Annotated in this window: 16 protein-coding genes and 3 pseudogenes; 9 read left to right on the top strand and 10 right to left on the bottom strand. The window is 57.1% G+C overall.

Annotation, left to right across the window (positions count from 1 at the left end):
- The first annotated feature begins 1 nt into the window (after position 1).
- Positions 2-958: a class I SAM-dependent methyltransferase gene (locus tag QYE47_RS14035; protein ID WP_070383584.1), complete on the top strand. Its 957-nt coding sequence runs from the start codon at positions 2-4 to the stop codon at positions 956-958.
- A gap of 58 nt (positions 959-1,016) precedes the next feature.
- Here QYE47_RS14035 and QYE47_RS14030 read toward each other — a convergent pair.
- Positions 1,017-1,824: pseudogene (locus QYE47_RS14030) on the bottom strand (mechanosensitive ion channel family protein); the annotation flags it as partial.
- A 90-nt stretch (positions 1,825-1,914) separates the two neighbouring features.
- Between QYE47_RS14030 and QYE47_RS14025 the strand changes: the two are divergent.
- Together QYE47_RS14025 and QYE47_RS14020 are read left to right on the top strand one after the other, a co-directional pair.
- Positions 1,915-2,067, top strand: a pseudogene (locus QYE47_RS14025) (class I SAM-dependent methyltransferase); the annotation flags it as partial.
- A 211-nt stretch (positions 2,068-2,278) separates the two neighbouring features.
- Entirely contained in the window at positions 2,279-3,790 is a 1,512-nt protein-coding gene (locus tag QYE47_RS14020; RefSeq protein ID WP_070383586.1) for an MFS transporter, read from the top strand.
- A 326-nt stretch (positions 3,791-4,116) separates the two neighbouring features.
- Here the strand turns inward: QYE47_RS14020 and QYE47_RS14015 are convergent, their stop codons facing one another.
- Together QYE47_RS14015 and QYE47_RS14010 are read right to left on the bottom strand one after the other, a co-directional pair.
- A complete protein-coding gene (locus QYE47_RS14015; protein WP_014590189.1) occupies positions 4,117-5,115 on the bottom strand; it encodes a sulfate ABC transporter substrate-binding protein in 999 nt (332 codons plus the stop codon).
- Positions 5,116-5,332: 217 nt separating this feature from the next.
- A complete protein-coding gene (locus QYE47_RS14010) occupies positions 5,333-6,151 on the bottom strand; it encodes an ion transporter (RefSeq protein ID WP_014590190.1) in 819 nt (272 codons plus the stop codon).
- A gap of 154 nt (positions 6,152-6,305) precedes the next feature.
- On the opposite strand from QYE47_RS14010, the gene QYE47_RS14005 reads away from it, so the two are divergent.
- Complete coding sequence (locus QYE47_RS14005; RefSeq protein WP_080557773.1) at positions 6,306-7,235, top strand: RHS repeat-associated core domain-containing protein; 930 nt, start codon at positions 6,306-6,308, stop codon at positions 7,233-7,235.
- Between the two features lie 72 nt (positions 7,236-7,307).
- On the opposite strand, the gene QYE47_RS14000 is transcribed toward QYE47_RS14005, so the two are convergent.
- The 6 genes from QYE47_RS14000 to gcl all read right to left on the bottom strand — a co-directional run bounded on the left by QYE47_RS14000 (position 7,308) and on the right by gcl (position 14,892).
- On the bottom strand, positions 7,308-8,195 hold the full coding sequence (locus QYE47_RS14000; RefSeq protein WP_070383587.1) for an urea transporter: 888 nt from the start codon (positions 8,193-8,195) through the stop codon (positions 7,308-7,310).
- Positions 8,196-8,308: 113 nt separating this feature from the next.
- Positions 8,309-9,724, bottom strand: coding sequence for a pyruvate kinase (gene pyk, locus QYE47_RS13995; RefSeq protein ID WP_014590192.1), 1,416 nt, complete (start codon positions 9,722-9,724; stop codon positions 8,309-8,311).
- A complete protein-coding gene (locus tag QYE47_RS13990; protein WP_014590193.1) occupies positions 9,721-10,995 on the bottom strand; it encodes a glycerate kinase in 1,275 nt (424 codons plus the stop codon). Before QYE47_RS13990 ends, pyk begins: the two co-directional genes overlap by 4 nt.
- Before the next feature lie 238 nt (positions 10,996-11,233).
- Positions 11,234-12,127, bottom strand: a complete 894-nt coding sequence (locus QYE47_RS13985; RefSeq protein ID WP_014590194.1) for a 2-hydroxy-3-oxopropionate reductase — start codon at positions 12,125-12,127, stop codon at positions 11,234-11,236.
- A gap of 152 nt (positions 12,128-12,279) precedes the next feature.
- Positions 12,280-13,062, bottom strand: coding sequence for a hydroxypyruvate isomerase (gene hyi, locus QYE47_RS13980; RefSeq protein ID WP_010955039.1), 783 nt, complete (start codon positions 13,060-13,062; stop codon positions 12,280-12,282).
- Between the two features lie 54 nt (positions 13,063-13,116).
- Positions 13,117-14,892 carry a glyoxylate carboligase gene (gcl, locus tag QYE47_RS13975; RefSeq protein WP_014590196.1) on the bottom strand — a complete coding sequence of 592 codons (1,776 nt, stop codon included), beginning with the start codon at positions 14,890-14,892 and terminating at the stop codon, positions 13,117-13,119.
- Positions 14,893-15,149: 257 nt separating this feature from the next.
- Between gcl and QYE47_RS13970 the strand changes: the two genes are divergently transcribed.
- A complete protein-coding gene (locus QYE47_RS13970) occupies positions 15,150-15,590 on the top strand; it encodes a heme-binding protein (protein WP_070383588.1) in 441 nt (146 codons plus the stop codon).
- 100 nt (positions 15,591-15,690) lie between these two features.
- Here the strand turns inward: QYE47_RS13970 and QYE47_RS13965 are convergent, their stop codons facing one another.
- Complete coding sequence (locus tag QYE47_RS13965; protein ID WP_014590197.1) at positions 15,691-16,302, bottom strand: TetR/AcrR family transcriptional regulator; 612 nt, start codon at positions 16,300-16,302, stop codon at positions 15,691-15,693.
- Positions 16,303-16,434: 132 nt separating this feature from the next.
- Between QYE47_RS13965 and QYE47_RS13960 the strand changes: the two are divergent.
- The 4 genes and pseudogenes from QYE47_RS13960 to QYE47_RS13945 all read left to right on the top strand — a co-directional run.
- A pseudogene (locus QYE47_RS13960) lies at positions 16,435-16,893 on the top strand (DUF808 family protein); the annotation flags it as partial.
- A gap of 442 nt (positions 16,894-17,335) precedes the next feature.
- Positions 17,336-18,439, top strand: coding sequence for a tyrosine-type recombinase/integrase (locus QYE47_RS13955; RefSeq protein ID WP_081741864.1), 1,104 nt, complete (start codon positions 17,336-17,338; stop codon positions 18,437-18,439).
- A 3-nt stretch (positions 18,440-18,442) separates the two neighbouring features.
- Positions 18,443-20,260, top strand: coding sequence for a site-specific integrase (locus tag QYE47_RS13950; protein ID WP_301159091.1), 1,818 nt, complete (start codon positions 18,443-18,445; stop codon positions 20,258-20,260).
- On the top strand, positions 20,247-22,130 hold the full coding sequence (locus QYE47_RS13945) for a hypothetical protein (RefSeq protein ID WP_154211523.1): 1,884 nt from the start codon (positions 20,247-20,249) through the stop codon (positions 22,128-22,130). Before QYE47_RS13950 ends, QYE47_RS13945 begins: the two co-directional genes overlap by 14 nt.
- The last annotated feature ends 4 nt before the right edge of the window (positions 22,131-22,134 follow it).

Raw genomic sequence — 22,134 nt, 5'->3', positions numbered from 1 at the left:
AATGCCGCTTTTTGCCAGCCTGCGATCCGCCATGACCTCGCCCATCGACACCCTTGAGCAACACCTGCTTGCCGCCCTCGACCCTGCCCCACAGGAAACCCGCCGCCTGTTTCACGGGCGCGGCCGCTGCTGGCAGGGCCTGGAGCAGGTCACCGTCGACTGGCTGCAGGGCGTGCTGTCGGTCGCCTTGTTCCGTGAGCCGCCCGAAGGCCAGCTCGCCGAACTGGAAGCCATGCTGCGCAGCTTGGCCGAGCGCCCGCAGTGGACGGGGCAGGCAGTCATCATCCAGCACCGCTACCTGCCCGACAGCCCGGGCCAGTGGCTGCTGGGCGAGCCGTGCCAGCAACGCGAAGTGATCGAGGACGGCCTGACCTACCTACTGGACTTGGGCGTGCGGCAAAACAACGGCCTGTTCCTCGACATGCGCTATGGCCGCCGCTGGGTGCGCGAGCAGGCGGCGGGCAAGCGCGTGCTCAACCTGTTCGCCTATACCTGCGGCTTTTCCGTGGCAGCGATTGCCGGTGGCGCTGAGCAGGTGGTGAACCTGGACATGGCCAAGTCGGCCCTGTCGCGGGGCCGGGACAACCATCGCCTCAATGGCCACGATGCATCGCGGGTGGCGTACCTGGGGCATGAACTATTCAAGTCGTGGGGCAAGGTGCGCAAGTACGGGCCTTATGACCTGATCATCATCGACCCGCCGACCTTCCAGCGTGGCAGCTTTGTGCTGACCCAGGATTACGCAAAGATCCTGCGGCGTTTGCCGGAGTTGTTGAGCGAAGGCGGGACGGTGCTGGCGTGTGTCAACGACCCGGGCATCGGGCCGGAATTCCTGATCGAGGGAATGGCAGAGCAGGCGCCTTCGCTGGCGTTTGTCGAGCGGTTGGAAAACCCGCCGGAGTTTCCGGATGTGGACCCGGCTGGCGGGCTGAAGGCCTTGGTATTCCGTCAGGTTTGATGCTGCCCTTGCTGGAAGCTTCGCGGGCGAGCCCGCGAAAGGGCCGGTGCAGGCGAATTCAAGCCCCCAGGGCCTGCAGCGGCAGCGGGTACACCTGGGCAAAGCGGTCCACCCCGGATACCTGTAACGGCCCTTGCAGGTTGATGCGCAGCAGCGGGTCTTCGCTGATCGACTTGCCCACCTCATGGATCAGCGCGAGTGACGCATCCACATCACTGTCGTAAGTGAACTGCACCGAGAAGAACGCATAGGCGAACTGCCGCGACTGGTTGGTAACCGCCTTGATCTGACCAAACGGCACCGAGTGCACGAAGCCTTTGCCATCGCGCAGCCGCTACGGATCGTCAGGCTTTCGACTGTACCGGTATGGCCGGAATCGAGCACTACCCAGTCGCCGATGGAAATGGAATCCTCGATGAGGATGAACAACCCGGTAATCACATCGTGCACCAGCTGCTGCGAGCCGAAGCCGATGGCCAGGCCGATCACCCCGGCACCGGCCAGGAACGGCGCGACGTTGGTGCCCAGGTTGGCCATGGTGGTGATGGTGTAGATGACGATCAGGACCACTTTGATCGCATTGTGCAGCATCGGCAGGATGGTCCGCACCCGGGTGCTCGGCTGACGCGCGCTGCGGCGGCCGACGGGGGCTTGAGTGCTTCCTGGATGTCCGTATCGAGTACCACCCACAGCAGCCAGGTGACCAGCAGGATCAAGGCAATGCTCGACAGCGAGTTGCTGATCGCCTGGCCCAGGCTGTTGCTCAGGGCGAAATCGACCACCGAGAAGCCCCAGATGCGCCCCAGCAGCTCGATGAAGGTAACGGCCATGTCGATGCGCAGTAGCGCGTGGGCGAGGCTGCGCAGCAGCTCCTTACAGGGGCGTACCCGCGCATCCCTTGTATGAGCCGAGGTGAACGGCACGCTGTTGTCCGGCAGGCGGGTTACCAGTTGTTCGGCACCTTACTGGCCTGTGCCAACGACCCAGGCATCGGGCTGCAGTTCCTAATCGAAGAGTTGTCCTTGCATGCCCCGGCGCTGGCGTTCGCCGAGCGGCTGGCGAATCCGCCGGTTTTTTCGGATGCGGGCGTGGAGGAGCACTCAAGGTGATGGAGTTCTATTATAAATACGTCATTATTCATCCGTTAATGTAGGATTTATCTTACGGGTATAATTTATTTATATTCATTGTGTGAGGATTAATTGTTTTTACAATTTTTAATATTTGCAATGAAGTTGGCCGTCTACTAGGATCCGAGTTCCTATTTGGATGCGGCGCCGACAATCAGTGATCGGCTTGATCAAGGCAGGGAGAATGCCAATGTTCAACACTTACCAGCGATGGCTCGTATTGGCCGTCCTGTCCTTCGCCTTGCTATTGGTTGCGATCGACATGACGGTCCTTTACATCGCCTTGCCCACACTTACCCATGCGCTCGGGGCATCTACCTCCGAAAAGCTGTGGATCATCAACATGTATCCCCTGGTCGTCGCCGGCTTGTTGCTGGGTGCTGGCACCTTGGGTGATCGCATCGGCCACCAGCGATTGTTCGTGATCGGCCTTGTGCTGTTCGGTGCGGCGTCGCTTCTGGCTGCATTCGCGCCATCTTCTGCGCTGCTAATCCTGGCTAGGGGCGCGCTGGGCGTCGGTGCGGCGGCCATGATGCCGGCCACGCTGGCGATCATCAGCCTGACCTTCGAGGATGAGCGTGAGCGTGGTTTTGCCATCGGCGTCTGGACGGCCGTGGCTTCCGGTGGTGCAGCGATTGGTCCGCTGATAGGGGGGGCGCTGCTCGAGCATTTCTGGTGGGGTTCCGTGTTTCTGATCAACGTGCCCATCGTGCTGGTGGCCCTGGTGTTGTCCTTGCTGCTGATCAGGAACACGCAACAGGCCAACGCCGGGCCATGGGACTTGCTTGGCTCCCTTCAGGCGATGGTAGGGCTCATCAGCCTGGCGTACCTGATCAAGGAATTCGCCAAGCCCGAGCCCTCGCTGGTGGCGGCGCTGGGGGCGTTGGCCATCTGCGCGGGCTTCGGCTGGATGTTCGTGCGCGGGCAGCGCAAGCGTGGTTTTCCGTTGATCGACCTGCAGATTTTCCGCAGCCCCGCGTTCTCCTCTGCGGTCATCGCCAGCCTGGCCGCGGCCGGCTGCCTGATGGGCATCAACCTGGTACTGAGCCAGCGCCTGCAACTGGTTGTCGGGCTATCCCCGCTCGAGACCGGCCTTTATTTCCTGCCCCTTTCCGTGGGAGCGATCGTGGCCGGTCCGTTAAGCGGCTGGTTGCTGCCCAAGGTCCGTTGTGATCGGTTCCTGGTGCTCGCACTGTTGATCTACGCCGGTGCCATTGGCCTGTTCATGTACAGTTTCAGCCAGTCGGTCGCCCTGCAACTGCTGCTGCTGTTCGTCATGGGTGCTTGCGTAGGGGCGAGTATGACCGGGGCGTCCACCACCATCATGGCCAGCGCGCCGCCGGAGCGAGCGGGGATGGCCGCTTCGGCCGAGGAAATTTCCTACGAGCTGGGAGGAGGGTTGGGCATCGCCTTCATGGGTAGCCTGATGTCGGTGGTGTACAGCCGCTCGCTGGTCGTGCCCGAGCAGGCCGCCGACGCGGCGCGCCTGCAGGACGGGATCGACAGCGCGCTAGCCGCTGCCGCGCAAATGCCCGCCCCGCTGGGGCAGGAAATCGCTGTGAATGCGCGATTGGCGTTCGACCAAGCGGTGTCCTCGGTAATGATGGCCACCATGGGGGTACTCGTGGTCATCGCACTGTTGGTGTTTGTGAACTTTCGAAGGTATTCGACAGTTTCTGCCGAACAGCAAGTTTCTTCTTAATTTAGTCAAATAATGCTCGGCCCGGAACTGTTTAGTTGAATAGTTTCGGGTCTGGATTTGTGCTGCTTTAAATTTGGAGAGGTGGCATGCGCCTATTATTGGGGCAATTGTATGATCAGCGTGCGGCCTTGCATCTGGAACAGCGTTATGTCGGCGAAGTCCTGATACCGCAGGAGCATCTAATGTGGTGTTTCAGAGAGAGGGCTTTTGACAGGCGCATAAAAAATCCGATGCTCGTTTCCAAGCGTCGGATTTTGCGGCCTACAGGCTAAAGGTCAATGAGTCTGTCTTAACTGACTGGCATTAGGCCAGATGCCCCCTTACGGCTATTGGTTGGTATAGATCTGGTCAAACACCCCACCATCATTGAAGTGGGTCTTCTGCACGGTGCGCCAGTCACCGAAGGTTTTCTCCACCGACAGGAAGTCCACTTTCGGGAAGCGGTCGGTGTACTTGGCCAGTACCGTCGCATCACGCGGGCGCAGGTAGTTGTTGGCGGCGATCTCCTGGGCTGCGGGTGACCACAGGTACTTCAGGTATTCCTCGGCTACGGCCTGGGTGCCTTTCCTGGCCACCACCTTGTCGACCACCGTCACCGGTGGCTCGGCTTCGGCCGATACGCTTGGGTAAACGACTTCGAACTGGTCGCGGCCGAACTCGCGGGCGATCATCTCGGCTTCGTTTTCGAAGGTGACCAGTACGTCACCGATCTGGTTGGTCATGAACGTGGTGGTGGCCGCACGGCCACCGGTGTCCAGCACGGGTGCCTGCTTGAACAGCTTGCCGACGAAGTCGCGGGCTTTGCTTTCATCGCCGCCTTGCTTGAGTACGTAGCCCCAGGCCGACAGGTAGGTATAGCGGCCATTACCCGAGGTTTTCGGGTTGGGCACGATCACCTGCACACCGTCCTTGAGCAGGTCGGGCCAGTCTTTCAGGGCTTTCGGGTTGCCCTTGCGCACGATGAACACAGTGGCCGAGGTGAACGGCGCGCTGTTGTTCGGCAGGCGGGTTACCCAGTTGTCGGGCACCAGCTTGCCGTTGTCTGCCAGGGCGTTGATGTCGGTGGCCATGTTCATGGTGATGACATCGGCCGGCAGGCCATCGATCACCGCACGGGCCTGCTTGCTCGAGCCGCCGAAGGACATCTGCACGTTGACCTTCTCGTTGTGCTCGGCTTCCCAGTGCTTCTGGAAGGCCGGGTTGTAGTCCTTGTAGAAGTCGCGCATCACGTCGTAGGAAACGTTGAGCAGGGTGGGGGCGGCCTGGGCGAGGTTGCCCAGGGCCAGGCCTGCGGCGAGCAGCGAGGCGGTGAAGAGTTTTTTCACGATGCTTCCTTGTTCTTGAAGGTTGTTGGGGCAGATTGCCAGCGACTATAGCGGGTGGGTTTATACGGGTTAAAGAACAAAAAATGCTTTGGTTATGCTTCTGCCCGTGCCGGCCTCTTCGCGGGTAAACCCGCTCCTACAGGGACCGCGCACGGTCCGGGCCTGTGGTTATCCTGTAGGGGCGCGTTTACCCGCGAAGAGCCCGGCGCAGGCGCTATCACGCTTTGGGAAACAACCCATTCCCACAGCGAGAGCAGAACGCCGCCCCAGGCTCGTGGGTCTTCTTGTGGCAGGTCGGGCAATCATGCTGCAGCTGCTCCCCGCGCATGGCATTGGCTAGCTCGGCAGTGAAGATGCCGGTCGGCACGGCGATGATCGAGTAACCGGTGATCATCACCAGCGACGACAGCACCTGCCCCAGCGGGGTCTTCGGCACGATGTCGCCAAAGCCCACTGTGGTCAGGGTGACGATGGCCCAGTAGATGCCTTTGGGGATGCTGGTAAAGCCATGCTCAGGCCCTTCGATCACGTACATCAGCGTGCCGAACACCGTCACCAGCGTCGATACCGTCACCAGGAACACGATGATCTTCTGCTTGCTGCCGCGCAGCGCTTCCAGCAGGTAGTTGGCCTGCTTCAGGTACTGGCCGAGCTTGAGCACGCGGAAGATCCGCAGCATCCGTATCACGCGGATGATCAACAGGTACTGGGCGTCGCTGTAGTACAGCGCGAGGATCCCCGGCACGATCGCCAGTAAATCGACCAGGCCGTAGAAACTGAAGGCGTAGCGCAGCGGCTTGGGCGAGCAGTACAGGCGGGTGATGTATTCGGCCAGGAATATCGCGGTAAAGCCCCACTCGATGCCAGCCAACAGGCCGGCGTAGCCTTGGTGCACCTCGTCGATGCTGTCGAGAATGACGGTGACCAGGCTGGCCAGGATGATCAGCAGGAGGATCTTGTCGAAGCGGCGACCGGCTACGGTGTCGGTCTGGAAGACCATGATGTAGAGGCGTTCGCGTAAAGATTGCGAAGACATGGGATACCTGATGCTTGACGTTGATGATCAACACTAAAGTGCGCGGGTGAGATGCACAAGCCGACGCAGAGCTGGCGAACTGGTAGAAATGCCAGTAGGCGGTGAGTGAAAAAACGCTAATCATGAGAACCGCAGGGTTGATCGGAGCGTGGCTATGTCAAATTCAAGGCAGCATCGTGCACGCGTTGGCTTGTTTTATCAGTTAGATCAGATGGTTTGTGTCTCTGGTCAAGATAATGAACGCCTGCTGCAGGCTGGAGGGCAGGCATTGTTTCAGAAAGACGCCTCTTCAGCTTTATTGCTGGTCGATGGTGCAAATACCGTGAGTGCGACTGTGCGGTGTGATCATTTTGTGAATGAAGCGTTTTCTGCCTATGGATATTCAGCGATAAGCAACGGCAGGCCAATGATCGGGTTCAACGGTCAGTGGCGTGACCTGGTCACTACAGCTTACCCGTTGGGTAATGGCCATCGATTCTACATCCCATCACTTCGGCGTTTCAGTCGTGCTGATAGCTTGAGCCCCTTTGGTGATGGCGGGATCAATGCCTACTGTTATTGCAGCGGTGACCCTGTGAATCGTGTGGATCCAACAGGACAGTCTTGGGCACTGCTAGGACGAATTGGAACTAAACTTTTGAGTTTTCTGCCCGGACGAATGGTAAATAGGGTTATGAGAGTTTTGCCCGGTCATGTAAGACAAGCGGCGGCCCTCGAGAATTCGGTCCAAGGCATAAACGTTAGCGCAAGCCTCTCAGAGCATTTATTGCCCCGCTCTTTGGCGCCTGTTGTCCAGGATGGGTTAAATCGGCATCAATCTGTATGGATCTATAAACCGGTTACTGATGGTAGGACCATGGTTGTGCATTACGGGGAGATGGGGCTCCGACAGAGCGTTTCGATGAGGCTTGAACCAAGGGCAATGGTCGAAGGTTGGATTAAGGATGGTGTGGTGGTGCAGGCTTCGGGTGTAAGAGCGGCGAACATGAGGGAGGCAGGTTTTACTTTCGGTGGATACAGACAGGATGTAAATGGGAGGTGGATTTTTCAGCCCTATAGAATACCGCGCTCTCCACGTGGGTGACACTAAGTTCTGGGTGTATCAATTCCCTTTCAGGTGGCGAGAGGCTCAATGAGCCTCCCTATCAGTTTATGGCTATCTCAATCGTCGCTTTATGTCTTGGCTTTGACTGCTGTCGAACAGTGAGTGTGAAGCACGGCTACCCAGGAGCATCAGCCAGCAAGCGACGACAAAGGGCGCGGTAAGTCCTGGTATGGGCAGGTGTGTGAACATCGAATGCAGCAGCAGTGCCAAAACTATCGCAGCCAGTGTTACCCAGGCTCTTTCATGCTGGCGGCTGAAGGCTAACGCCGCCAATGCCGCATTGAACCCGTACAGCCCCAGCCACGCCGCCTGTGCCTGATCGGCGAGCAACGCCACGCCGCCACCAATGGCTGAACCGATTACAGCCCACATCGCCGCATAGGGATTGGTAATGAACATGCCGACGATGATCAACAACCCGGCCAAGGGCTGGTCGAGCAGGAAGATCTGGCCTATGCCGCGGGCCAACGCGTACAGCGGGTCAGCTTCGACGAAGCCGCTGGGCGAGGGGCTGGCGATTAGCAGTGTGGCCCAGCCGAGCATGACGAAGGGGGCGGTGTAGGCGACCAGCAACTTGCCGCCGCGCTTGCGCCACTGGTGCGTGATGATGCTGGACAGGCCGCCGGCGGCGATGATCAGGGGGGGCAATATGGCCGACCAGGGCAGCACGGCGCTGATCAGGGTGCCGATCAGCACGCCGTTGTAGCAGTACAGCCCGGCCTGGCGGTCGGCACGGTCATAGCCGCGTGCCTGGGCGGTGAGCAGGCCGGCCAGGGCGCCAAGCAGCGCACCGCCGACCAGGTTGGGCGCCGTCAGCAGGATGGCCAGCAGGCAGCACAGGCCGCACAGGGGGTTGCGCAGCAGCAGCACCTGGCTGAAGCCGTTGAGTAACGCCGTGGCCCAGTCGGGGCACGGGTTGACGAAATTTTTGGTGTACATGGGGCAGTCAGTGAGGTTGATGGGGGAGCGGTGGGCCTCTTTGGGCCTCGGTTTTCCGCGGTCGGGTAGAGCGGCCTTGTGTCGCGAAAGGGGCGCAACGCGCCCCGGCAATCTCAGATCAAAGTCTCGATCCGCAGCGTGTTAGTCGTACCCGGCTTGCCGAAAGGCACGCCAGCGGTGATCAGCAGCGTGTCGCCACGGCTGGCCATGCCTTGCGCCTGGGCAATTTCCAGCGCAGTAGACACAACCTCATCCACCTGACGCAGGCGGTCGTTGACCACCGAATGCACACCCCAGGCCACGCTCAGGCGCCGCGCGGTGTTCAGGTTGGGCGTCAGATTGAGGATCGGTGCCCGTGGCCGCTCGCGCGCCGCGCGCAGGGTCGAGGCGCCCGACTCGCTGTAGTTGACCAGCACCGCCACCGGCAGAATGCCGCTGATTCGGCGGATGGCGCAGCTGATGGCATCCGACACGGTCGCTTCGGCCTTTGGCCGGCTGACGTCGAGCTGGGCCTGGTAGTCCGGGCCGTTTTCAACCTGGCGGATGATCTTGCTCATCATCTGCACGGCTTCCAGCGGGTAGTCGCCCGACGCCGTCTCGGCCGACAGCATCACAGCATCGGCACCTTCGGCCACCGCGTTGGCCACGTCGGTGACTTCGGCACGGGTTGGCGCTGGCGAGAAACGCATCGACTCGAGCATCTGCGTGGCCACCACCACGGGTTTGCCCAGCTGGCGGCAGGTGCCGATGATGCGCTTCTGGATCTGCGGCACGCTTTCGGCCGGTACTTCCACGCCCAGGTCACCACGGGCCACCATGATCGCGTCTGCCAGCTCGGCGATGGCTTGCAGTTGTTCTACTGCCGATGGCTTCTCGATCTTGGCCATCAGGTAGGCGCGGTCGCCAATCAGCTGGCGCGCTTCGACGATGTCTTCCGGGCGCTGCACGAACGACAGGGCGACCCAGTCCACACCCAGCTCCAGGCCAAAGGCCAGGTCGCGGCGGTCTTTTTCGGTGAGCGGGGAGAGGTCTAGCACCGCTTGCGGTACGTTGACGCCCTTGCGGTCGGAAAGCTCGCCACCGTTCAACACCTCGGTGTCGATGGCGTCGCTGTGCTTGGCGGTCACGCGCAGGCGCAGCTTGCCGTCGTCCAGCAGCAGGTCCATGCCGGGTTCGAGGGCGGCGATGATTTCGGGGTGCGGCAGGTTGACCCGGCGGCTGTCGCCCGGGGTTTTGTCCAGGTCCAGGCGCAGGGCCTGGCCGCGTTGCAGCTGCACCTTGCCTTCGGCAAAGCGACCAACGCGCAGCTTCGGCCCTTGCAGGTCCATGAGGATGCCCAGCGGGTAGTTCAGTTGTTGTTCGACTTCGCGGATCCACTGGTAGCGCAGGGCGTGGTCGGCATGCTCGCCATGGCTGAAGTTGAGGCGGAAGATGTTCACCCCGGCTTCGACCAGCTGGCGGATATCGTCGATGCCGTTGATCGCAGGGCCAAGGGTGGCAAGGATCTTTACTTTTTTATCAGGCGTCATGATTGGGCAGTCTCGAGGATCAGGATGGCGCGGAAGTCGTTGACGTTGGTGCGGGTCGGTTCGGTGACGATCAGCGCATCCAGCGCGGCGAAGTAGCCGTAGCCGTTGTTGTTGTCCAGCTCGTCGCTGGCCGACAGGCCCAATGCTTCGGCGCGGTCGTAGCTGGTTGGGGTCATCAAGGCGCCGGCGTTTTCTTCCGAGCCATCGATACCATCGGTGTCGCCGGCCAGGGCGTATACGCCCGGCAGGCCTTTCAGGCTTTCGGTGAGGCTGAGCAGGAACTCGGCGTTGCGCCCGCCACGGCCATTGCCGCGCACGGTCACAGTGGTTTCGCCGCCCGACAGGATCACGCAGGGCGCTTTGAGCGGCTGGCCGTGCTGAACGATTTGTCGGGCGATACCGGCATGCACCTTGGCCACTTCGCGTGATTCGCCTTCCAGGTCGCCGAGGATCAGCGGGCTGAAGCCGGCCTGACGGGCTTTGACCGCGGCGGCCTCGAGCGACTGCTGGGGTTTGGCGATCAACTGGAAGTGGCTGCGGGCCAAGGCCGGGTCATCGGCCTTGACGGTTTCCGAGGCCGGGTTGTTCAGCCAATCGATGACCGCTTTGGGCGCTTCGATGTTGTAGCGTTTGAGGATGGCCAGGGCGTCGGCCGAGGTGCTCGGGTCGGCCACGGTGGGGCCGGAGGCAATTACCGTGGCGAGGTCGCCCGGTACATCGGAAATGGCATAGGTGTAGACCGTGGCCGGCCAGCAGGCCTTGGCCAGGCGCCCGCCCTTGATCGCCGAGAGGTGCTTGCGCACGCAGTTCATCTCGCCGATGGTGGCGCCGGATTTCAGCAGTGCCTTGTTGATCTGCTGCTTGTCGGCCAGGGTCAGGCCTTCGGCAGGCAGGGCCAGCAGCGCCGAGCCACCGCCAGACAGCAGGAAGATGACGCGGTCTTCTTCGTTGAGGTTGCTGACCAGTTCCAGCACGCGCTTGGCCACCGCCAGGCCGGCAGCGTCCGGGACCGGGTGGGCGGCTTCGACCACCTCGATCTTCTGGCAGTTGGCGCCGTGGCCGTAACGGGTCACGACCAGGCCGGAGACTTCGCCCTGCCAGCTTTTCTCGACCACTTCGGCCATGGCGGCTGCGGCCTTGCCGGCGCCGATGACGATAACCCGGCCGCTGCGATCGGCGGGCAGGTAGGGTTCGAGGACTTGACGGGGGTGGGCGGCGGCGATGGCTGTGTCGAACAGCTCGCGGAGAAGTTTTTGCGGATCGACCGACATGGCAGGCTCCCAATTATTGTTGTTCTGCAGAATCAAAAACGCCCCTGGAACTGCCTCCGTGCAGGCCGAACCAGGGGCGGGTGTTGCTCGATGCCACCATTGGGCCTGTGGTCGCAGGTTCAACGGCGTTGGCTTCTTCGTGGGCAAGCACGCTCCTACATGCACAGCTTTGAGCGATTGTGCGGTCTTTGGTAGGAGCGGGTTTACCCGCGAAGAGGCCAGTGAGGCTAAAAACGATTTATTTGTCGTCGCGGATCGAGAAGTTGGCCATGTGCTCCAGGCCTTTGATCAGCGCCGAGTGGTCCCAGTTGCCGCCGCCCAGAGCCTGGCAGGTGTTGAACACTTGCTGGGCATTGGAGGTGTTGGGCAGGTTGATGCCCAGTTCCTTGGCGCCTTGCAGGGCCAGGTTCAGGTCCTTCTGGTGCAGATTGATGCGGAAGCCTGGGTCGAAGGTGCCCTTGATCATGCGCTCGGCGTGCACTTCGAGGATTTTCGACGAAGCAAAGCCGCCCATCAGTGCTTCACGCACCTTGGCAGGGTCGGCGCCGTTCTTGGCGGCGAACAGCAGGGCTTCGGCCACGGCCTGGATATTCAGGGCGACAATGATCTGGTTGGCGACCTTGGCGGTCTGGCCGTCACCGTTGCCACCGACGCGGGTGATGTTCTTGCCCATGGCTTCGAACAGCGGCAGGGTGCGCTCGAAGGCGTTCGGGCAGCCACCGACCATGATGCTCAGGGTCGCCGCCTTGGCACCGACTTCACCACCGGACACCGGGGCGTCCAGGTAGGCGGCGCCGGTGGCCTTGATCTTCTCGGCGAAGGCTTTGGTAGCGGTAGGGGAGATCGAGCTCATGTCGATCACCACCTTGTTCGGGCCAACGCCTTCGGCCACGCCGTTTTCACCGAACAGGACGCTTTCGACCTGCGGAGTGTCGGGAACCATGACGATGATGAATTCGGCTTCCTGGGCAACTTCTTTCGGGTTGGCCAGGGCCACGGCACCGGCGGCGATCAGGTCGGCTGGCGCGGCGTCGTGGTGGGTGGAAACGAAGATGCTGTGACCTGCCTTTTGCAGGTTCTGGGCCATGGGCTTGCCCATGATGCCGGTGCCGATGAAACCGATTTTAGCCATGAGAAATTACCTCTTTGTAATTGTGATATCTCAAGCAAGCTTTGGCCCCCTGTGGGAGCGGGCTCGCCCGCGAAGCAGACAACTCGGTGGATGGCACCGGCTTTGCCGGTGTTCGCGGGCGAGCCCGCTCCCACAGGGTCCCGAGTTGTTCCTCAGATTGCGTTATGGGTCTTCAGCCAGCCCAGGCCCGCTTCGGTGGTGGTCAGCGGCTTGTACTCCGCGCCCACCCAGCCCTGGTAGCCAATGCGGTCCAGGTGTTCGAACAGGAAGCGGTAGTTGATCTCGCCGGTGCCTGGTTCGTTGCGGCCGGGGTTGTCGGCCAGCTGGATGTGGTTGATCAGCTTCAGGTTGGCTTCCATGGTGCGAGCCAGGTCACCTTCCATGATCTGCATGTGGTAGATGTCGTACTGCAGGAACAGGTTGTCGCTGCCCACTTCGGCCTGGATTTCCAGGGCCTGTTGGGTGGTGTTCAGGTAGAAGCCCGGGATGTCGCGGGTGTTGATCATTTCCATGACCAGGCGGATCCCGGCGCCCTTGAGCTTGTCAGCGGCGTAGCGCAGGTTCTCGACGAAGGTCTTGCGCACGGTAGCGCAGTCCGGGCCTTGTGGGCGGATGCCGGCCAGGGCGTTGACCTGGGTATTGCCCAGCACCTTGGCGTACTCGATGGCCTTGTCGACACCGGCACGGAACTCTTCGATGCGGTCAGGGTGGCAGGTGATACCGCGCTCACCTTTGGCCCAGTCGCCGGCAGGCAGGTTGAACAGCACCTGGGTCAGGCCGTTGGCTTCCAGCTGCTGCTTGATGTCGGCAGCGCTGAAGTCGTATGGGAACAGGTATTCGACGCCGCTGAAACCAGCATCGGCGGCAGCCTTGAAGCGGGCCAGGAAGTCCTGTTCGGTGAACAGCATGGACAGGTTGGCAGCGAAGCGAGGCATGAGTTGTCTCCTTGCGATGAAGGCCCCCAGGGCGTGCCTGGGGGCGTCAGGCGATCAGTCCAGCAGCGAGATGGCGGTTGGCGCGTCGTTGCCGACCAGGGCCAGGTCTTCGAACTCGTTGACCGCGTTGATCTCGGTGCCCATGGAAATGTTGGTCACACGCTCGAGAATCACTTCAACCACCACCGGCACGCGGAACTCTTCGGCCATCTTCTGTGCCTTGAGCAGGGCAGGGGCGATTTCTGCTGGCTCGAACACACGGATGGCCTTGCAACCCAGGCCTTCGACCACGGCGACGTGGTCGACACCGTAGGTGGCAGCGTCGGTCGAGTTGATGTTCTCGAACGCCAGTTGTACACAGTAATCCATGTCGAAGCCACGCTGCGCCTGGCGGATCAGGCCCAGGTAGGCGTTGTTCACCAGTACGTGGACGTACGGCAGGTTGAACTGTGCGCCTACCGCCAGTTCTTCGATCATGAACTGGAAGTCGTAGTCACCTGACAGCGCCACAACCTTGCGCTTCGGATCGGCTTTCACCACGCCCAGCGCAGCAGGGATGGTCCAGCCCAGCGGGCCGGCCTGGCCGCAGTTGATCCAGTGGCGAGGCTTGTACACATGCAGGAACTGCGCGCCGGCAATCTGCGACAGGCCGATGGTGCTGACGTAGCAGGTGTCTTTGCCGAATACCTGGTTCATTTCTTCGTAGACGCGCTGCGGCTTGACCGGCACGTTGTCGAAGTGGGTCTTGCGCTGCAGGCTCGACTTGCGCTCCTGGCACTCTTCCAGCCAGGCCTTGCGGCACTTGAGCTTGCCGGCGGCTTTCCACTCGCGGGCCACTTCCAGGAACACGTCCAGTGCCTTGCCGGCATCGGAAACGATGCCCAGGTCCGGGGTGAACACGCGGCCGATCTGGGTCGGTTCGATGTCGACGTGTACGAACTTGCGGCCTTCGGTGTAGACATCGACGGAACCGGTGTGGCGGTTGGCCCAGCGGTTACCGATACCGAATACCAGGTCGGATTTCAGCAGGGTTGCGTTGCCATAGCGGTGCGAGGTCTGCAGGCCGACCATGCCGACCATCTGTGCGTGGTCGTCCGGGATGGTGCCCCAGCCCATCAGGGTCGGGATCACGGGTACGCCGGTCAGTTCGGCGAATTCGACCAGCTTGTCGCTGGCGTCGGCGTTGATGATGCCGCCACCGGCTACCAGCAGTGGGCGCTCGGCGTCATTGAGCAGGGCCAGGGCTTTTTCGGCCTGTACGCGTGTGGCGGACGGTTTGTGCACGGGCAGCGGTTCGTAGGCGTCGATGTCGAATTCGATTTCGGCCATCTGCACGTCGAAAGGCAGGTCGATCAGCACCGGGCCTGGGCGGCCGGTACGCATTTCATAGAAGGCCTTCTGGAAGGCGTAAGGCACCTGGCCTGGCTCCAGAACGGTGGTCGCCCACTTGGTCACTGGCTTGACGATGTTGGTGATGTCGACGGCCTGGAAGTCTTCCTTGTGCAGGCGCGCACGGGGCGCCTGGCCAGTGATGCACAGAATCGGGATGGAGTCGGCCGAGGCACTGTACAGGCCGGTGACCATGTCGGTGCCGGCAGGGCCGGAAGTGCCGATGCACACACCGATGTTGCCCGGGTTGGCGCGGGTGTAGCCCTCGGCCATGTGCGAGGCACCTTCGACGTGACGAGCGAGGACGTGATCGATGCCACCGACTTTCTTCAGGGCCGAATACAACGGGTTGATGGCAGCCCCCGGGATGCCGAACGCGGTATCTACACCTTCACGGCGCATGACCAGAACGGCTGCATCGATTGCTCTCATTTTGCTCATGGTTTGTGCCTCATCGATTTTGTAATTGTATACAACTTGCTTTGCGACAGAGTGTATTCACGCCTGGCGGCTTAGGTCAATGGGTTTTCATCGGCTAAGCTGGCTTTCGTCAGAGCGCCCGTGAAAACGGGGGTTTGCGCCATCGCATACGATCGTTTCAAAATATTGTATACAAAAAAATCTCTCGTTGTGTTCTATTTGTTCGATCGGTTTTCAACTGCCCTTAGGGCTTCTCACAACAAGAAGAGGACCTTTCCATGAACGTTCTTAACCTGAAAGTCGCCGTCAGCCTGGTGAATGCCGCGCTGGTGGCGGGCCGCAAGATCAATGCCGCGCCGCTGACCGTGGCGGTGCTGGATGCCGGCGGGCACCTGTTGGCGCTGCAGCGCGAAGATGGCGCGAGCCTGATTCGGCCTGAAGTGGCCACTGGCAAAGCCTGGGGTGCGATTGCCCTGGGCAAGGGGTCGCGCTTGCTGGCGCTGGATGCGCAGCAGCGGCCAGCTTTTTTTGCCGCCTTGAACGGGATGGGTGAGCGGCCGGTGGTGCCGGCGCCGGGTGGGGTGCTGATTCGTGATCAGGACGGCAAGTTGCTGGGTGCTGTGGGGATCAGCGGCGATACGTCGGATATTGACGAGCAGTGTGCGATCAGTGCGATCGAGGAGGTGGGGTTGCGGGCAGATGCCGGGGTAGCGGCGTAAGGCTCAAGTCAGCAGGGGCCGCTTTGCGGCCCATTCGCGACACAAGGCCGCTCCCACAGGGGCGTGCGACCCCAGTGGAATGCGGTCCCCATTGTCCATCTCAGGCCACCTCTGGCTCACATCCCTTGAGCACCATGCGGATAATGGTTTCGGCCGCCGCGTCATAATCACTGTCGGCCAGCTTGGCCTTGCCGGTCACCGCAGAAATCTGCCAGTCGAAGTCCGCATAGGTCTGGGTCGCCGCCCAGATGCTGAACATCAGGTGATGCGCGTCCACATGGGCGATCTGCCCGCGGTCGATCCAGCGCTGGATGCACTCGATGTTGTGTCGGGCCTGCTCGTTCAACTGCTCTACTTGGTTCGGTGACAGGTGCGGTGCGCCATGCATGATCTCGCTGGCGAACACCTTGGACGCATGGGGCAGATCACGCGAAATGCGAATCTTCGAACGAATGTACGCACTCAGCACTTCTTTCGGGTCGCCGTCTGCATTGAACGGCGTGGATGCCTGCATGATCGGCGCGATGATGCTTTCCAGGACCTCACGGTAAAGGTTGTCCTTGGACTTGAAGTAGTAATACACGTTCGGCTTGGGCAGGCCGGCCTTGGCCGCGATATCGCTGGTCTTGGTGGCGGCGAAGCCCTTGTCGGCGAATTCCTCGCTGGCCGCGCGCAGGATCAATTCCTTGTTGCGCTCGCGAATGGTGCTCATGGTCAGGGATCTTCCTCGTGTCTGGCCACCTCTAAGGGGGATCGGGCATGGTAGCACCGGCCTCGACGGGCGCTCAAGGCAGCGGCTTTGGGCTAGAATCCGGCACATTGACTTATTTGGATACAAGCAAACATGGCAGGAAGCAGTCTACTGGTACTGATCGACGATATCGCCACGCTGCTGGATGACGTCTCTCTGATGACCAAGGTGGCGGCAAAAAAAACCGCAGGCGTGCTGGGTGATGACCTGGCGTTGAATGCTCAGCAGGTCACCGGCGTGCGCGCCGATCGCGAACTTCCGGTTGTCTGGGCGGTGGCCAAGGGGTCGTTCGTCAACAAGGCGATCCTGGTACCGGCCGCGCTGCTGATCAGTGCGTTCATACCCTGGGCGGTTACGCCGTTGTTGATGCTGGGTGGCGCGTTCCTGTGCTTCGAGGGTTTCGAGAAGCTGGCGCACAAGTTCTTGCACAGCAAGGAAGAGGATGAGGCACAGCACGAGGCGCGCAAGGAGGCCGTTGCCGATGCCAGTGTTGACCTGGTGGCTTTTGAAAAAGCCAAGATCAAGGGGGCTGTGCGTACCGACTTCATCCTTTTTGTCTACCATCCTAAAGTGCACAATACGGCTTCCTTCCCTACCTTTTAAGCAGCTCCCCCGTTCCACACGGAGGCCATCCCTCACCGCCTTTCCAATGCTCCGCTGCTATAGCTAGGGCAAGGCTCGATGCTCAAATCTGCTGGCGTGTTAAGAGGCAGCTCGAAGCAACACACTCCAAATCCCTTCCTATCCTGCGCTTGGTGCGATTTTGCGAGAGCACCATGCTTGATGGCTGTTATCCATCTACCAACTGCTTGGAAGCGACCCCTCGTTGCGCTGATTACTTGTCTTTTATTTGCCTTGGGCAATATATGAATAATTAATCAATAATTAAATTAAAATTGCTGGTTATATTTATTGTTGTGTCAGTAAGAAAATGTTCTAAAGTTAGGTGAATTATTTCTTGCGATGGCGTAGGCTAATCTTTATCGTTTGCGCCATGAAGATTGTTAATATCAGAACGCAAGGTAAGTTAAAGTTATGTCCAGTGCTGTTTTCCAAAGATGGAAGTATTGCAGAGCTACCAAGTTCTTATTTAAAGGCTAAGGCTGAAACTAATAAGCATCCACTTCCGGTAATCCTTTTATATGCCGATCATATCAAGGGCTTTTGTGAGCATCTTGAGGGTTTAGGTGTTTATCAGGGGTATACTGTTGATGATATTTTGTGCGGTATTTCTCGCACTGTAATAAGTGCATATTTGGTCTTGCTTAAAGGTCAAGGGCTCGAAGCTGCCTATATTAGGCTGCGGGAAACAATTATAAAGGGGCTGTTTGTCTGGCTCGCGTCGAGCGAAGGTGGTCGAGTTAGGAAAAGTAGTGGCTTCGAAAATACAGGGCTAGACACGCCGAAACCGAAAAGGAAAAGGCCAAGGTATGTCACTCAAGAGCAAGTCTGTAAGTTACTTGAAGGGATGTATTGGGAATCGCACCGATGCGCCGTCCACACATTATATGATCTGGGTCTGCGTGTATCAGAATTAATAAGGATTACTAAGGATGACATAGATGAGTTAGAAGGGTTGCCAGCTGAATTGGCTTACCTTCCTCTTACGGTGCGAGGAAGTAAAGGGCGCGCGGGAGTTCCAAAGGAACGAACTGTAATAATTACTCGTGCGATGTATTCTAGAATCAAGAAGTACCATAGTTCTTCCCGTTATCGGTTTGCGTATTGTAAGGATGCTAAGCCTGCGTTTTTGAATTCTTTTGGAAAACCGATCACCGTCAAGGGAATTCAGAAGCTCATAGCCGACACTGCCAAAAGAGTTGGATTTAAACCAAGAACAGTGAGTCCTCACCGATTGAGGCATGGTACGGCTCTCACTTTCCTAACTGGAGAGCTTGGTGATGATCACGTTCAAAAGTTGATATTAATTAAGGAGCAGTTAGGTCATGAGTTTTTGTCCACGACCAATATTTATGCAGGCGTTTCTCCTATGCTGTTTGTTGATGAGCTAGGCGTTAAGTACGTAAAGCCGAGATATATTGAGGCCAGCAAAATTTATCAAGCGACCTATCTGTCGCGTAGCAAAGAGAAAAAATGAGCCGTGACCTACTCTGTATTTGAACATAGCCTGCCTATTGCAACTCAAGATAATCCTTTGGCTGAAGTTCACGCAATCTTCGATGCAAGTATAGCTAGGTACACTGTTCCAGCTACTAAATCAACGTACAAGGGGGCGAAAAGTCTAGTCATAAACTTTCTAGCTTCCGATGTCAGATTTGCAGGCAAAGTGATACGCGTAGGGCAGGAGATAGACCAATACTTTTTGGTTCATCTCAAAAACCACATGGATTTTCAGCCCTACTCTTCGTCATACCGGGCGACAGTTTTATCCGCTGTGCGCGGAGTTCTCTCATATGCAGTCGTGAATTCATTTTATGATTACCGGAGCTTTTTGGATGTAGTCCTTGATCCTACCTTCCGGGAAACTTCGACGCGGAATTCGTTCTCAGAGAGCGAGTTTCAGAGTTTCGATAGGGCGCTCGATGAAGAAATCACCTTTGTCGAAAGCAAGCTTATGTCGGGATACATACCTACCGGATGTGGACGGCCCCCGGATTTTGTCGGTACTCGTTTTGCTCCAGGATGGAGCGATGATGAAAACAATTTGAAATGGTGGTTCGAGAATAAGCTTGACTGTGAGCCTTTTGTTTACTCTAAAACCATGAGTCATGCTCAAAAGAAATTCTACATGGCTGCAAAGAAACATGGCGGAACAAGAGTTCTCTTCCTTCGATGGGGTGTGATTATGGGGCTTGATGCTTATGTGATTATGCCTTTTTTATTCAAGCTTGTAACTTGGACAGGCTTAAATGCAACCCCTGCGCAATCTCTTAAGACAACTGACTACATCAAATCTCATCCTCTAACCGGTAAGCCTTGTATCTATTACTGGAAAGGTAGGGGGCAGGGTGATACAGATCTGCATGAGGGTCTCTTGACCGGTAATTTAGATAAAGTCAGTGCTGAAAAGCAAGATGTCATGCCTCTTGAGGTTAAGCAGTCTAGTAAAATTGAAGAAATCTGGAATCGAGTTCTTGATATCACAGGGTCTATTCGACCTGAGGTTGTTGATGGTGAAGAAGACTACCTGTTCATTTATATGCCTACACATGGGCCTGCATCGGGGCAGGTAAGAAACTTGCTCCAGCCTAATAGGTATATGTTTGAATGGTGCCGATATATGGTTGATAAATATGACTTGCGAGATGATCATGGTGAGGCTCTTGAAATTAACATCTCCCGGTTGCGGCCATCATTAGTGTCCAGGCTTTTGGGGGCGGGAGTAGACATTTCCGTAATTCAAGCGATTCTTGGACATAGCGATGTTGTTACTACAATGAGATACATTGCTGCGCATAATTTTGCTCCGAAAGCTAGGCGAGAGCTCCACAAGTGCCTTTCTAATATTCGAAAGAATAGGGAGGAGCAAATTAGGCACCCCAAAGAAATTGCAATGAAGAAAACTAATAATCCGGCAATTATTTTTTCTACTGCAACAGCGCTTTGTCTCGATGTGTATAACCCGCCAGCCCGAATTAAGAAGGCAACAGGGTGGGTAGAAGGGCAGGCATGCACAAATTTCAATATGTGCTTGAGATGTTCGAAGGTTGTCATTTTGGAAGAGCACTTGCCTAGACTATTTGCAATGCAGCGGGGTTATAAGTTTGCATTAGAAAATGGTGCAGGTGCTACAACGCATCGCGCTGTACTCATCCAGAATCTTAGTGTTCTGGATGGAATTCTAGGGGAGAACAGTGACTTTTCTGAAGAGGTTCTTTGCATGGCAAATCAGCAGTCTAAAAATCTCGAAGTTTACACGGATCCTTTCTTGGTGAGGGGGAAACATGAAAGAGGCTGAAGTACAATTTCTACTTGATGAGGCCAAGAAGGGAGCTTGTTGCGAGCTCGTCGCAAATATCAGGGTTTCGTCGGTCTCGTTAGTCGGAGATCTTGTCTGGGATTTTGTAGCGGATACCAAAGAACGAGCGCGTTCTATTGATGCGACACGGTTGAGGATAAATTGGGGTGAGCGTCAAATCAGTCCTAGGATTGTTGCCGAGTTGCAGGCAATATTTTTATATTACCTCAAAATCCCATCATGGTTTCGTGGGAAAAGGAACTTGAAGGCACAAACAGTTGTTCCTCGGGCAAAAGTAATCCTTAGGCTGCTGGAAAAGTTTTTGGTTGCAAATGATATCCTTTCTTTGGATGTTTCTCTGGCTGATATCACAGAGGCGGATGTCGAGTCTGCTCTTATTGGTTATGGTGGGAATCGGAGTGAGCTCAAGCCAGTTTTGAACCTGGTCTTTAGTGCTGCCGCTGGTCAAATAATTGGTGGGGTCATGAAATTTGACGCCAAAACGAATCTTCGTATCAAGGAGATTCTATCTAAACCCAAGCAAGACGTAGTCCCTGAGGATACGGGTGATGGGAGGGAAGTACGATGGTTGACTGACGAGCAATTTGCTGAGGCTAGTTATTCGTCATTGGCGCGAGTGAAAGATTTTTTACTTCGAATGGGGTTGCCGCTACTGAATGAGGACGTATACGAATACGCACCTAGTGATGCAATCGCAAATCACGACATGAAGTACCTGTTCGGACAGTATGTGGAATATCGTGCTGCTTATGCCGGTGGTGGTCGAAAAAGCTATATTGAAAAGAGATTGAGGCGTCATGGTACTTCAATCGGTGAGATTGCCGGTTATTTGCAAGAGGTTAATATGGCCTCGCAATGTGTTGTCGGTTTATATACTGGTGGTCGCTTTTCAGAGCTCACGAGTTTGAGAATGGGGTGTCGGAGCAAAGCTGATGGTTATAATGTGGTCACTGGAAAAGTATTTAAGACTAAGTCTGCTGCAGATTTGAGTGATGAAAGCTGGGTGGCTATTGATGCAGTTATTGATGCGGTTGAGGCATTAGAGGCGCTCGCGCCTATTAAAGGTAGTAGCTACCTGTTTTCACAAAATAATCTGATGACAGGGGCTGATATGGACAATGGGGCAGAAGGGAAGAAAGGTTACTCATATTCAGGTTTTCATGTTGCCATGAAGAAGTATTTCACTAAAATTGATCGTGGTGAGACGTTCGCGGGTTGGGTTTTTAACTCCCATCAATTTAAGCATTCACTTACGCGGCAAATGATCAAAGCAAACCTAGGTATGCCGTATATTAGTTATCAGTTGAAACATGTGTATGATCAAGCGCTAAGTCTGCCATCAGAGGCTACTATGGTTTATGGTAACAGTGCTGCGTTACTTCAGTCTCAAATGGCAGGTTTCTTCCTGTCGGAATTTAAGAAGCAGAAGGTTGAGAAAATCTTCTCCCCTAAATCGGTTGTCTCAGGAGGCGGCGCTCGTGAATTCGCCCAGAGGAGGCAGGATTATTTCGAAGGAATGATGGGGGCTGGTTTTACAAAGCCTGAGATTATGGGTGAACTGGGCAGGCTGACTGACGCGGTTTTTGCGAATACTGCACTTGGCTATTGTTCAGGCCGGAAAGATGATCCAGGCGGATCAGAAGGTGCGCCATGTATAGGTCAGTTGCGGTGTAATCCAAACCAATGCAAAAATGCGGTGATTACTGATGAGCATATTCCTGGATGGAAGGCTGTGAGAGATCACAATATGGAAATGCTGAATGATCCTCGGTTTTTCTATGGTAAAGAACAGTTTGAAGCAGCTGTTGCAGAAGCCAACGGTGTAATCGCGTCGCTTACTGTGGGTTAACTTC

Origin of the sequence: Pseudomonas sp. 2,4-D, from assembly GCF_030418155.1 — a bacterium.
In the GTDB taxonomy this organism is placed as follows: domain Bacteria; phylum Pseudomonadota; class Gammaproteobacteria; order Pseudomonadales; family Pseudomonadaceae; genus Aquipseudomonas; species Aquipseudomonas alloputida.
Note: the sequence above shows the minus strand (reverse complement) of the source record. Positions and strands in the feature narration are given on the sequence as shown.